Consider the following 14,021-nt stretch of genomic DNA (forward strand, 5'->3'; position numbering starts at 1 on the left):
ATGAATGACGGAATTGCAGATGATCTCGACAGGACGCGCGCGAAAGCCAGCCCATCCCTTCTCCCGCTTCATCCCGGGATCGCCACGTCCGCGGTCGATGAAGCGCTCGCATGCGCTTTCGCTGCTGCTGGCATCGACGGCGCTGACCGCCTTGATCGCGGCGCAACCGGCTGAGGCCGGAACTCCGGTGTGGACCGGGACCAATTCCTCGGACTGGTACGACACCGGCAATTGGAATCCAAATACCGCGCTGCCGAATTCGGGCGACATCGTGACCATCGACACTGGCTCTTCGAAGCCGGCCGATATCGTGGGCGGGGTCGCAACCGCAGCCAACATCATAGTCGGCAAAACGAGCAATGGCGCCAACAGCATCCTCACCGTCAATGGCGCCAGCCTAACGAGCACCGGCATCACTGTTGGCTCACTAACCTCAGCGACTCTTTCGCTCTTCAATGCTGGTTCCGTTCAAACCGGGACGACGACTGTCGGGCTTGGTTCAGGTGGTCGGGGCGTTATTAACATCGGCGATCCCGGTACAAGCTGGGTGAACAGCGGCGCGATGTATGTCGGCTATTTTGGTCAAGGCACCGTCAACGTGTCCGGCGGAGGCAGCTTGACAAGCGACACGATTGACCTCGGCGTTCAGTCGACTAGTTTTGCACTCAACACGCTTTCCGTTGCTGGAAGCGGATCAAGCGCCCAGATCAATAACGGCCTCGTTGTCGGCGATGCCGGCACGGGCCAGCTGTCCGTCGTTAACGGTGGCAGTGTCACGGTCGGCTCCTCCGCCGGAATTGTCGTCGCCTCGCAAGCTGGCTCCTTTGGCACCGTCTTCATCTCTCTCCCGGGCTCTACCTTGACGGCCCAGAGTTTGACTGTCGGTGCGAGCGGCTCTGCCTCTCTCTACTTGTCCGGCGGATCGCTTTCGATCAATAACGGTACAGGCGACATCACCCTGGCCCAGAACGCCGGTTCTTTCGGTACGCTCATTATCGGCAACGACATTGGCTCCCCCGCGTCGGCGCCTGGAACGATCAATGCGGCAACCATCACGATGGGTGCGGGTACCGCGGAGATCGATTTCAATCACACCAGCACGAACTACGCGTTCAGCGCCGCGATCAGCGGCAGCGGCACGATCCAGCAGGGCGGCGGCGTCACCAACCTGACGGGCGATTCCTCCGGCTTCACCGGAACGACCAAAGTCTCGGGCGGCACGCTGCTGGTGAACGGAACACTGGGCGGCACGATGATAGTCAACGGTGGTACGCTGGGGGGGTTCGGCACGGTCGGAGATACGACCGTCAACAGCGGCACGCTGGCGCCAGGCAATTCGGTCAGTTCGATCGGCACGCTGACCGTGCAGGGCAATCTCGTGCTCGCGGCGGCCGCGACCTATCTGGTCCAGGTCTCGCCGACGAGCGCGAATCTCACCAACGTCACGGGCACGGCTACTCTCGGCGGCGCGACGGTGAATGCGGTTTTCGCGGCCGGCTCCTACGTCACGAAGCAGTACACCATCGTCCACGCGGCCGGCGGCGTCAGCGGCACCTTTGCCAGCCTGGTCAACACGAACCTGCCGTCAGGCTTCACCAGCAGCCTGAGCCAGGACACCAACAACGCCTATCTCAACCTGACCCTGAACTTCGCGCTGCCCTCCTCGTCGGGGCTGAACGTCAATCAGCAGAACGTCGCCACCTCCATCACCAACTTCTTCAACGCTGGCGGCAGCGTGCCCATCGCATTTGGCGCCTTGACGCCGGCCGGGCTGGCGCAATTGTCTGGTGAGGTCGCGACCGGCTCGCAGCAGGCCACGTTCAACGCGATGGGTCTGTTCCTGGGCCTCCTGACCGATCCGGTTTCGCGCGGCGATGGCGGCGCGGTTGCCGCGCCAGTCGCTGCCGGATATGCCGAAGAAACCGGCGATGCGGCAAGGCGTCGGACCGGCGACGCGTTCGCCATGGCGCTCAATCCGACATCGCGCGCACTGTACGAGCCGCGCTGGAGCGTTTGGACATCGGCGTTCGGCGGCTCGCAGTCGACAGACGGCAATGCGGCGCTCGGCTCCAACGACGCCACCAGCCGCATCTTCGGCGGCGCGGTCGGAGCGGACTATCTGTTCTCGCCGAACACGTACGCCGGTTTTGCGCTCGCCGGTGGCGGCACCAGCTTCAACGTGACCGGATCGGGCTACGGCCGCTCGGATCTGTTCCAGGCCGGCGCCTATGTGCGTCACACCAACGGGCCAGCCTACGTCACGGCCGCGCTCGCCTATGGCTGGCAGGATATCACCACCGATCGCACCGTCACCGCCGCGGGCCTCGATCGCCTGCAAGCCAACTTCAAAGCCAACGCGTATTCGGGTCGCGTGGAAGGCGGCTATCGCGTCATCGCTCCATGGACGGGCGGCATCGGCATCACCCCCTATGCAGCGGCGCAGGTCACGACGTTCGACCTGCCCGGCTATGCCGAAACGGTCCTGGTCGGCACCGGCACCTCCGCCCTCACCTACGCGGCAAAGAGCGTCACGGATACCCGCAGCGAGCTCGGCGTGCGCACGGACAAGTCGTTCGCCGCGCAGGACGGCGTCCTCACATTGCGCGGCCGCTTCGCCTGGGCCCACGACTTCAACCCGGACCGCTCGATCGCCGCAACATTCCAGGCACTGCCCGGTGCAAGCTTCGTCGTCAACGGCGCCGCGCAGGCTTCAGACTCGGCGCTGGTCACGGCCGCGGCGGAGAAGAAGTGGCTGAACGGCTGGGCCGCCGCCGCGACGTTCGAGGGCGAGTTCTCGAATGTCACTCGCTCCTATGCCGGCAAGGGAGTGGTTCGGTATCAGTGGTGACCGGCGTGCCGCGCGGGGGCATTACCGCTCGCATGCCGCACGATCTCCCTCCTCTCGGTGGACAGGCAGGGCAATCGCATATGGTTTCCTGCTGTTCTGCCGCAGCTGATACAACAAATTCGGTGTCGTCCCCGCGCGAGCGCGGGACGACGTTGTCTACGGTGCCTTGAACCTGAGAAAATCAGGCGCCACGAGCCGTGAATGCGAAACCCCAACTTTTACGCGCGCAAAGCGCTGCGCGATTCGTCTCTCTTCGCTCTGTGAACAGACGCGCGCTTTTCCTGCAATTTCCTCTTTCATTTCCCGTCATTTCCGATTTTGCGACAATTCGTTACTCATTCTGTCCTTTCTGCTCGCCTTCCGTCAAACAGACATGAGACAGGCCGCAGTCGTGCCTGCGGAATGAATGACGGAATTGCAGATGATCTCGACAGGACGCGCGCGAAAGCCAGCCCATCCCTTCTCCCGCTTCATCCCGGGATCGCAACGTCCGCTGTCGGCGAAGCGCTCGCATGCACTTTCGCTGCTTCTCGCGTCGACGGCGCTGACCGCATTGATATCAGCGCAACCGGCTGAGGCCGGAAATCCGATCTGGACCGGAGCCACGTCTTCGGACTGGTTCATCGCCGGCAACTGGAATTTCGCGAGTTCCGGGATACCAAACGCCACTGACACCGTGACCATTGACCAGACTTCGCCCAACCCGACCGTCATCAGCGGCGGAACGGCGAACGCATCCACGCTCACCGTCGGTGCCGTCCTGGGCACGGGTCAGCTCACGATCAGTGGCGGCATCTTGACCGATACCACCGCTGCGCTCGGCTATGCGACCAACGGCACGGGCACTGTCACGGTCACCGGCGCCGGTTCGACATGGTCGAACAACGGCAATCTCTCGATCGGTCGCTTCGGCAGCGGCACGCTGCAGGTTCTCTCGGGTGGCAGCGTCAGCGCGGTGAATGCCTATCTCGGCGAACTCGGGATCAGCTCAAACGGCAGCCTGACAGTGAGCGGTGCCGGCTCCTTATTCACGACGGGGGGCGCGCTGTACGTCGGAAACGCAGGAACGGGCACCCTGACCATCGCCAATGGCGGCCAGGTCACCAGCACCGGCGGCGCCGCCCTGGGCAGTGCCGGAGTTGGGACAGCCACTGTCGATGGCAACGGCTCGAGTTGGAACGTAAACGCCAACTTCGTCGTCGGACAGTACGCCCAAGGCAGTCTTTCGATCACCAATGGCGCAACAGTCACGGCAAGTGGCACGACCTATCTCGGCTTCCAGACCAACGGCTTCGGCTCGATATCGGTCGACGGCGCGGGATCGTCCTTCACGACGGGCGCACTCAATGTCGGCTTCAACGGCGGCGTCGGCCCAAATTTCCAAAATCTGTTGATAATCGCGAACGGCGGTTCGGTGACTGCTACCTCAGTCAGCGTCGGGAGTAGCAACACCACCGGAGTAATCTTCATCGGCGGGGGCGGTGGGCAGACAGCGGTGGCGCCCGGTACGCTGAACACATCGCTCATCCAGTTTGGGGCCTGGAACGGCACAATCGATTTCAATCACACCTCGTCAAATTACGTCTTCGCTCCCCAATTCGCAGGTAGCGGCTACATCGTTCAGGATGCCGGCGTCACGCAACTGACCGCCGACAGCAGCGGTTTCACAGGCAGCGCCTTCGTCAATGGCGGCACCCTGGTCGTCAACGGCGCGCTTGGCGGCGCGATGGTGGTTACTGGCGGTACGCTGAGCGGTACCGGCACGGTCGGAGATACGACGGTCTACAGCGGCACGCTGGCGCCGGGCAATTCGGGCAGCTCGAGCGGCACGCTGACCGTGCAGGGCAATCTCACCCTCTTGGCAGCCGCGACCTATCTGGTGCAGGTCTCGCCAACGAGCGCGAATAGCACCAACGTCACGGGCACCGCGGATCTTGGCGGCGCCACGGTGAATGCGGTTTTCGCGGCCGGCTCCTACGTCACGAAGCAGTACACCATCGTCCACGCGGCCGGCGGCGTCAGCGGCACCTTTGCCAGCCTGGTCAACACGAACCTGCCGACAGGCTTCACCAGCAGCCTGAGCCAAGACACCAACAACGCCTATCTCAACCTGACCCTGAACTTCGCGCTGCCCTCCTCGTCGGGGCTGAACGCCAACCAGCAGAACGTCGCCAACGCCATTACCAACTTCTTCAACGCGGGCGGCAGCGTGCCGATCGCATTCGGCGGCTTAACGCCGGCCGGGCTGGCGCAATTGTCTGGTGAGGTCGCCACGGGCTCGCAGCAGGCCACTTTCAACGCGATGGGCCTGTTCCTGGGCCTCTTGACCGATCCGGTTTCGCGCGGCGATGGCGGCGCGGTTGCCGCGCCAGTCGCTGCCGGGTATGCCGAAGAGACCGGCGATGCGGCAAGACGCCGGACCGGCGACGCGTTCGCCATGGCGCTCAATCCGACATCGCGAGCTCTGTACGAGCCGCGCTGGAGCGTTTGGACCTCGGCGTTCGGCGGCGCGCAGTCGACGGACGGCCGCGCGGCGATCGGCTCCAACGACGCCACCAGCCGCATCTTCGGCGGCGCGGTTGGCGCGGACTATCTGTTCTCGCCGAACACGTACGCCGGTTTTGCGCTCGCTGGTGGCGGCACCAGCTTCAGCGTCACCGGATCGGGCTATGGTCGCTCGGATCTGTTCCAGGCCGGCGCCTATGTGCGTCACACCAACGGACCGGCCTACGTCACGGCCGCGCTCGCCTATGGCTGGCAGGACGTCACCACCGATCGCACCGTCACCGCCGCGGGCCTCGATCGCCTGCAAGCCAACTTCAAGGCCAATGCCTATTCGGGTCGCGTGGAAGGCGGCTATCGCTTCATCGCCCCATGGACCGGCGGCATCGGCATCACGCCCTATGCGGCGGCGCAGGTCACGATGTTCGACCTGCCCGGCTATGCCGAAACGGTCCTGGTCGGCACCGGCACTTCCGCCCTCACCTACGCGGCGAAGAGCGTCACGGATACCCGTAGCGAGTTCGGCGTGCGCATGGACAAGTCATTCGCCGCGCAGGACGGCGTCCTCACATTGCGCAGCCGCTTCGCCTGGGCCCACGACTTCAATCCGGACCGCACGATCGCTGCAACGTTCCAGGCGCTGCCCGGTGCAAGCTTCGTCGTGAACGGCGCCGCGCAGGCCTCGGACGCCGCGCTGGTCACGGCCGCGGCGGAGAAGAAGTGGTTGAACGGCTGGGCAGCCGCCGCGACGTTCGAGGGCGAGTTCTCGAACGTGACGCGCTCTTATGCCGGCAAGGGGTCGTCCGGTATCAGTGGTGAGCGGTGGCCGCGCGAAGGGCGTGCGCATGATCCGTCTTCTTCCTCTCGGTGGACAGGCAGGCCTCCCTTTCCCGCGCCTTCCTGTTTCACTTCCTGTCTTTTCCGATTTCGCGACAGTTGGTCGTTTGTCCTGTTCATCCTGCGCGCGCTTCGGCAAAACCATACGATGAGTATCTGAATCGGCCGCGACAGCGGCGAAGCCTGTCAAATAGATTGAGGTTGGGGATTTTGAAATGAAGAAACTTCTGCTCGCTCTGGCCGCAGTTACGGCGATAACCGGGTCGGCTTCGGCGGCGGACCTCGCGCCGGTCTACACAAAGGCTCCAGCGGCGGTCTATAGCTGGACGGGCTTTTACGTCGGCGGCAATGCCGGCGGACAATGGGGCAGCTCGGATCCGAGCACCTCGACGATATACGCTTCGCCGGGCTACTTCGGCTCCACCAGCGTTCCCGCCGTCAATGCCGTTGGTGCCCAGCACATCAACAGCTCGAGCGTGACTGGCGGCTTCACCGCCGGCTACAACTGGCAGGTCAACAACGCCGTGTTCGGCCTCGAAGGGGACATCAACTATTTCGGCTTCAAGGGCAGCTCGACCGGTACGGGGACGTATCCCTGCTGTGCGCCGGACACCTTCACGGTGAATTCCTCGGTGTCGGCCGACTGGCTCGCCACCATCCGCGGCCGCATCGGCTTCCTCGCCACGCCGAACTGGCTGCTCTACGCCACCGGCGGCGCGGCAATCGCTGACGTGAAAGCCAATTTCAACTTCACCGACACGTACGATCCTGCAACCGAATCAGGGACGATCCGTGATACCCGCGTCGGCTGGACCGCCGGCGTCGGTGGTGAGTATGCGGTCGGCAATGGCTGGTCGCTGAAGGCGGAATATCTTTACGTCGATCTCGGCCGCGCCACGACGACCAGCACGAACCTCACGGGCGCGGGCTATGGCCCGTCCCCCTCCAGCGTGTACACCCATTCGGTCGATCTCAAATCGAACATCGTCCGCGTGGGCGTGAACTACAAGTTCGGCGGCTGATCTCATCGTGCTGCGGCGCCTGATCGCGAAAGCCCCGGCTCAGCCGGGGCTCTTTCGTTGCAGGCATCCTTCCCGCGATTTCCTGTTTCGCTTCCCGTTTTTTCCGATTTCGCGACAGCCCGTCGTTTGGACTTTTCATCCTGCGCGCGCTTCGGCAAGACCATACGATGGGGCATCTGAATCGGGTCGTGCCCGACAGATTGGGATTGGGGATTGAAATGAGGAAGCTTGTGCTCGCTCTGGGCGCGGTCACGGCAATGACCGGGGCAGCCTCGGCGGCCGACCTCGCGGCCAGGCCCTATGTGAAAGCGCCGGCGCCCGTCGCCGGACCGGGCTGGACCGGTTTCTACGTGTTCGGCGGTGGCGGTGGTGGTCTGTGGGCCGCCGATAGCAATGAGGTGGCGGTAGGAGCTGGATTTGGCGGATTTCCGGCTGGGACCACGCTCACGCGTGATCAGCGCCTCGGCGGAAGCGGTTGGTTTGGTACTGTCGGTGCCGGTTACGATTGGCAATCCAGCAACTGGGTGGCCGGCATCTTTGCCGACGGCCAATTCGGCGAGATCCGCGGTTCGCTGTCCGATGCTTACTTCGCCCTGGAGGGCCGTGAAAAATTGCGCACCAGCTACGCGGCCGGCGCGCGCCTTGGTTATCTGGTTGCCCCGAATGTGCTGTCCTATGTCAATGGGGGCTACTCCGGCTCGGATTGGTCGGGAGCCACCCTGAGCACGTTGTACGCAGTGCCCGTACCTGCTGTCACTATGGCGACCTCGTCGTTTCGGCGTGACGGCTGGTTTGTCGGTGGTGGCGTCGAGAACAACCTCAATATCTTCGGCATCAACGCCCCCGGCTGGTTCATGAGGACCGAGTACCGCTCGGCCTACTACAACCGCATCGCTTTGCCTGAGACCAGGACCGATAACGGCCTGCTGACGGGCACCGCCGTCACCTTCAAGCCGTGGGTGCAGACCATCAGCACATCGCTGGTCTACCGCTTCAACTCCGGCGGCCCGATCGTTGCGGCAACCGACCTCGCAGCCCTGCCCTATGTGAAAGCGCCGGCGGCCGTTGTCGCGCCGAGCTGGACCGGCTTCTATGGCTTCGGCGGCGCTGGCGGCGGCCTGTGGAATGCCGACAGCAACATCGTCGCCACCACAACCGGCGGCCTTGGACCGGCCGGAACCGTGCTCGCGCGCGACCAGCGACTGGGCGGCAGCGGTTGGTTTGGCACGGTCGGCGCCGGCTATGATTGGCAGTTCAGCTCCAACTGGGTGGCCGGTATCTTTGGCGATGGTCAGTTCGGCGATATCCGGGGTTCGTTGAGCGAAACCATCGTTTTCGCGGAAGGTCGCGAAAAGCTGCGCACCAGCTACGCAGCGGGCGCTCGTCTGGGTTATCTGGTCGCGCCGAACGCTCTGTCCTACGTCAACGCGGGTTACTCGGGCTCGCAATGGTCCGGGACCAATCTATCCGCTTTCGACGACGGCACGCCCTACCACACCACGCCTTCGTTTCATCGTGACGGCTGGTTCGTCGGAGGCGGCGTGGAGAACAGTCTCAACCTTTTCGGTATCGCTGCCCCCGCCTGGTTCATGAAGACCGAGTATCGCTCGGCATTCTACGATCGCATCAGCTTGCCCACCACCGATGTACTTGGCCGACCGGGCGGCAGCGCGCTTACCTTCAAGCCCTGGATCCAGACCATCAGCACCTCGCTGGTCTACCGCTTCAACTCGGATGGCGCGGTGGTCGCCAAGTACTGATCCGATCTGCATCTCGAACATCAAAGCCCCGGCATCGTCCGGGGCTTTTTCGGTGGCGAGTCAGGCTGTGCGGCCCCTGCGTTAACCCACCGTCCACCATCCCGCCCACGCGTCCGCCGGTAACCACGACAATTAACAGACCGTCAATTCGGCCCCGACAAGTCTAGCGATCTTTTCGGGAGAATTGGCCGTGGATCTGTTGGTTTTCGAGTTCCTGGGACTGGCGATGCTCGCCATGTGCGTGGTCGTGATGGCGCTGCCCTGCGGGCGGAAGCCGTCGCGGCGGATCCGGTACGAGTAGGATTTCCGCGTCCGCGACCTAACGGATTGGCCCGTCCGCGGCCGGGAGGGGCGATTCCGGTCGAAATCAACCTTCGAATTCGTTCCAACCCCCTTGACATCACAGCACTTTCGGCAGAACGGCTGATGTACGTGTCATGGGCCGTTCATGGATCTGATTACCACCACCGCTGACCTTGCCGCTGCCTGCAGCCGTCTGGCCGAGCACCCCGTCATTACCGTCGATACCGAGTTCCTGCGCGAGACCACCTACTACCCGCTCCTGTGCGTGGTGCAGATGGCGAGCCCGAAGGAGGCCGTGGTCATCGATGCCCTCGCCGAGGGCATCGACCTCAAACCCTTCTTCGAGCTGATGGGCAATGAGAAGGTCCTGAAGGTCTTCCACGCCGCCCGCCAGGACATCGAGATCATCTGGCACCAGGCCAACATCATCCCGCATCCGGTGTTCGACACCCAGGTCGCGGCCATGGTGCTCGGCTATGGCGACAGCATCGCTTATGACCAGCTCGTCGAGAAGGTCACCGGCCACCGGCCGGACAAGACCCATCGCTTCACCGACTGGTCGCGCCGGCCGCTGACGAAGGAGCAGATGCACTACGCGGTGTCTGACGTCACGCACCTGCGCGAGGTGTTCGCCGCGCTCGACGCCGACCTGAAGAAGCGCCGCCGCAACGAATGGGTCTCCATCGAGATGGAGATCCTGACCTCGCCCCGCACCTACGACTTCCACCCCGAGCGCGCCTGGGAGCGGCTCAAGACGCGGGTGCGCAAGCCGAAGGATCTGGCGGTGCTGATGGAGGTCGCGGCCTGGCGCGAGCAGGAGGCGCAAAGCCGCGACGTGCCGCGTGGCCGCGTGCTGCGCGACGATGCGATCAGCGACATCGCGACCCACGCCCCGACCACGGTGGAGAAGCTTGCTCATCTACGCTCGGTGCCGAAGGGGTTTGAAAAATCCAGGTGGGGCGCGGACATCATCGCCGCGGTCGAGCGCGGGCTGGCGCGCGACCTCTCGAAGCTGCCGAAACTGGAGAAGCCGCGCAACAATTCCAACGGCGCGGCGATCGTCGAGCTGCTGAAGGTGTTGCTGCGGATGACCGCGGAGCGCCATGCGGTGGCGAGCAAGGTCATCGCGACCGTCGACGATCTCGAAGAGATCGCCGCCGACGACGAGGCCGACGTGCCCGCGCTGCGCGGTTGGCGCCGCGAGCTGTTCGGCGACGCCGCGCTGAAGCTGAAGCACGGCCAGCTCGCGCTCGCGATCGACAAGGGCCGCGTGGTCGGCGTCACCCGGGCGTAGGAGCCGGCGACTCTCGCAAAGTCGTCGTGGCGAAAGCCAGGTAGCGGCAGGGACGCCCTTTGCTGGACGCCCTCCCCACAGATCCGTACGTGCCCGATTGAGACATACGGCTCCCACTTCGGGTGGGTACCGCAGGCCGCGGATATGCGACTGGCGGTATGCGACCCACTACCCACGGCCGTGACCTCCACCTGCCCCAGAGCCAAATTTGCTCGCCGAAGCATAATCGTTTGCCCGAAACGCGGCTTGCGCCCGTTTAACACACGGTGCGGAACAAACCGTCCAACCGGAAAGGGCAGGTATGAAAGGGCAAACTGGAGAGGCCGCGCGCGCAGAAGCGATGGTCGCCCTTCTGAACCGTGGCAATCACATGATGGATCAGGGCGAGTTGGCCAAAGCGATCGAGGCCTATCGCGAACTGATCACCCTTGCTCCTCAATTTGGTCCGGGACATCGCAATCTCGCATTGGCGCTCGAACAGGTCGGAGAGCTTGCTGAAGCGCTATCGGTATGCCGCCATGCGGTAGAGATTCAGCCCGATGATCTCGAAGCCTATCTGATTATGGCCAGCCTGTTGCTCAGGCTTGAGCGGACAGATCAAGCGGTCTCCATGTACCAACTTGCCGCCTTGGCGGCGCCTGGCCGATCCGATGTCCAAGCCAGCCTGGCGGCCGCGTTGACCCGGCAGGGACGGCTGGATGAGGCGAGCGCAGCGTGCCAAAAGGCAATTGAACTCTCCCCGCAAAACGTCGGCGCGTATCTCAACCTCGGGATCGTTCACAGCAAGAGAGACGATTTCGAAGGCGCAGTCGAGATCTACAGAAAAGCGATCAGCATCGATCCGAATTCGCCCGAAGTCTCGACGAATTTGGGCGTGGCGTTGAGCAATCTAGGCTTGAGCCAGGCGGCGATAGCGACGTCCCGTCGCGCAATTGAGCTTAGGCCCGGCGACCCGATGCTTCACTACAATCACGCGATGCTTCTCCTCTTGGCTGGTGATCTCAAAGCGGGCTTTCGAGAGTTCGAGTGGAGGCATTCTCACCCAGCTCCGCGGTTCAGGCCTGGCGCATTCGATGTCCCTCGCTGGAGGGGAGAATGTCGCAACGGCCGGACCCTGTTGATTCATGCCGAGCAAGGACTTGGCGACACCCTGCACTTTGCTCGCTTCGTATCTGCAGCAGCCGCAACAGGAGGCCCGGTCGTTCTGCAGGTTCAGCCCCAATTGGTTGAGTTGTTACGAGACAGTCTCGACGTGACCGTGATCTCGCGCGACGAGCCAGCGCCACCGTTTGACCTGCACGTGCCGCTAATGAGCCTCGCCTATGAGCTCGGTACCAGCATCGAGACGATCCCGGCAGAACGACCGTATCTCAAGGCTGCGCCGGCAAGAATTTCTGCTTGGCAACGGAGGCTTGCCAAATACTCAGGCCTCAAGGTCGGGGTCGTTTGGGCAGGAAACCCCGGCCATCTGCATGACCGGAAGCGGTCTCTGCCGGCCGAAGCTCTTCTACCAAACCTTCTGATTCCCGGCGTCCAACTCTTCAGCCTGCAAAAGGAGGTCCGCACGAGCGACCGTCCGGTACTCGAACAGCTGAAGGACAGGGTTGTTGATTTGGAGCCTCTCCTGACGAACTTCGCGGAGACGGTGGCTGCTGCGAGCGTAATGGATCTCGTAATCACCGTGGATACAGCGGTCGCACATCTGGCAGGCGCACTTGGCAAGCCAACCTGGATTCTGCTGCCGCATATTCTGGACTGGCGGTGGTTCTATGAGCGGGAAGATAGTCCGTGGTACCCGACTACTCGCTTGTTTCGTCAACATCGCCCCGGGGACTGGGAAAGTGTGCTCAATCGGCTACCTCGAGAACTGGAGCGTCACGCGGCGGATGTCCGACCGCCGGCGGAGCAGCAACAGGCAATCTGCCAAGTCTGAGGTCCTGGCTTTCGCCAGGACGACACCGAAGGCGTGACCAACGCGCTTCGCTCACGATGACGCTCTTCCCCTAGGCCGGCGTCAGCTTTGCAGCCTCCGTCTTCATGTCGTCCAGCACGCCCGCGATGGTGCCCACGAGCTCGTCGATCTGGCTCTTGGTGACGATCAGCGGCGGGCAGATGGCGATGGCCTCGAGCATGTTGCGCGAGATGACGCCGCGCTCCTGGAGCATGCGCGCCGCGATGCCGCCGACTGCGCCCGGCGTCGCCGCGGCCGTCTTGCGCTGCTTGTCGAGCACGAGTTCGATCGCGGCGATCATCCCGACGCCTCGGACCTCACCGACGAGCGGATGGCTCGAAAGCTCGCGCAGCCGCGCCTGCAGATGGGCTCCCGTCTCCGCAGCATGCGCAACCAGGCCGCGCTCCTCGATGATCTTGAGGTTTTCCAGCGCGACTGCCGCGCCGACCGGGTGACCGCCTGCCGTGAAACCGTGGCCGAGAACGCCGATCTTGTTGCTCTCGTCCGCAATCGGCTCGAACATCCGGTCATTCATCAGGACCGCCGAGAACGGGAAATAACTCGAGGTGATCTGCTTGGAGACGACGATCGCGTCGGGCTTGATGTTGTATGTGTCGCAACCGAACATCTTGCCGGTGCGGCCGAAGCCGCAAATGACCTCGTCGGCGACGAGCAGGATGTCATACTTCTTCAGGACTTGCTGGACCTTGTCCCAATAGGTCGCGGGCGGAACGATCACGCCGCCTGCCCCCATCACCGGCTCGCCGAAGAAGGCCGCGATGGTGTCCGGACCTTCCTTCACGATCAGCGCTTCCAGCTCCTCGGCGCGCCGCGTCGCAAAGGCTTCCTCGCTCTCGCCGGCCTGGCCGTCCTTGTAGAAATGCGGCGAGCCCGTGTGCAGGATGTTCGGCAACGGAAGATCGAAGGAACGGTGATTGTTCGGCAGGCCCGTGAGGCTTGCGGAGGCGATCGTGACGCCGTGGTAGGCGCGCATGCGGCTGATCACCTTCTTGCGCTGCGGCTGTCCGAGGGCGTTCGAACGATAGGCGATCAGCTTCAGCACCGTGTCATTCGCCTCCGAGCCGGAGTTGGTGAAGAACACCTTGCTCATCGGCACCGGCGCGAGCGCGACGAGCTTCTCGGCGAGATCGATCGAGGGCCCGTGCGATTTCGCGGAGAACGTATGATAGAACGGCAAGGCCTGCATCTGCCGGTACGCGGCCTCGACCAGCCGCTTCTCGTTGAAGCCGAGCCCGACGCTCCACAGGCCGGCCATCGCCTCGAAATAGCGCTTGCCCGCGGCGTCGAAGACATAGGGCCCCTCGCCGCGCTCGATCACCAGCGGGCCATTCTGCTGATGGGTGCGCGCGTTGGTATAGGGATGGAGCTGGTAGGCGACATCCCGGGCTTCTTGCGAATTGGGCAGCATGGTCATCACATCATTCCTTCAGCCTTCGGCGCGCGCCGAAACGGAGCTCGTCTGTCGACGACATCGTCACTTGGC

The 14,021-nt window shown here is 63.5% G+C and carries 8 protein-coding genes; 6 read left to right on the forward strand and 2 right to left on the reverse strand.

Annotated features, from left to right (window positions below):
- The first annotated feature begins 19 nt into the window (after positions 1 to 19).
- Complete coding sequence (locus Q2941_RS04035; RefSeq protein ID WP_458191717.1) at positions 20 to 2,848, forward strand: autotransporter outer membrane beta-barrel domain-containing protein; 2,829 nt, start codon at positions 20 to 22, stop codon at positions 2,846 to 2,848.
- A gap of 363 nt (positions 2,849 to 3,211) precedes the next feature.
- On the opposite strand, the gene Q2941_RS04040 is transcribed toward Q2941_RS04035, so the two are convergent.
- Entirely contained in the window at positions 3,212 to 3,589 is a 378-nt protein-coding gene (locus Q2941_RS04040; protein WP_458191718.1) for a hypothetical protein, read from the reverse strand.
- A 55-nt stretch (positions 3,590 to 3,644) separates the two neighbouring features.
- Between Q2941_RS04040 and Q2941_RS04045 the strand changes: the two genes are divergently transcribed.
- From Q2941_RS04045 to Q2941_RS04065, 5 genes are all read left to right on the forward strand, one after another.
- Positions 3,645 to 6,347 (forward strand): autotransporter outer membrane beta-barrel domain-containing protein, encoded by a 2,703-nt coding sequence (locus Q2941_RS04045; RefSeq protein WP_458191719.1) that lies wholly within the window; start codon positions 3,645 to 3,647, stop codon positions 6,345 to 6,347.
- A gap of 55 nt (positions 6,348 to 6,402) precedes the next feature.
- Positions 6,403 to 7,209, forward strand: a complete 807-nt coding sequence (locus Q2941_RS04050; RefSeq protein ID WP_458191720.1) for an outer membrane protein — start codon at positions 6,403 to 6,405, stop codon at positions 7,207 to 7,209.
- A gap of 230 nt (positions 7,210 to 7,439) precedes the next feature.
- Positions 7,440 to 8,969 carry an outer membrane protein gene (locus tag Q2941_RS04055; RefSeq protein ID WP_458191721.1) on the forward strand — a complete coding sequence of 510 codons (1,530 nt, stop codon included), beginning with the start codon at positions 7,440 to 7,442 and terminating at the stop codon, positions 8,967 to 8,969.
- 448 nt (positions 8,970 to 9,417) lie between these two features.
- Positions 9,418 to 10,566: a ribonuclease D gene (gene rnd / locus Q2941_RS04060; RefSeq protein WP_027523884.1), complete on the forward strand. Its 1,149-nt coding sequence runs from the start codon at positions 9,418 to 9,420 to the stop codon at positions 10,564 to 10,566.
- Between the two features lie 301 nt (positions 10,567 to 10,867).
- Positions 10,868 to 12,499 carry a tetratricopeptide repeat protein gene (locus Q2941_RS04065; protein WP_254112208.1) on the forward strand — a complete coding sequence of 544 codons (1,632 nt, stop codon included), beginning with the start codon at positions 10,868 to 10,870 and terminating at the stop codon, positions 12,497 to 12,499.
- Positions 12,500 to 12,569: 70 nt separating this feature from the next.
- Here the strand turns inward: Q2941_RS04065 and Q2941_RS04070 are convergent, their stop codons facing one another.
- Positions 12,570 to 13,952 (reverse strand): aspartate aminotransferase family protein, encoded by a 1,383-nt coding sequence (locus tag Q2941_RS04070; RefSeq protein WP_027523883.1) that lies wholly within the window; start codon positions 13,950 to 13,952, stop codon positions 12,570 to 12,572.
- Between the last annotated feature and the right edge of the window lie 69 nt (positions 13,953 to 14,021).

Source organism: Bradyrhizobium sp. UFLA05-153 (genome assembly GCF_054185185.1).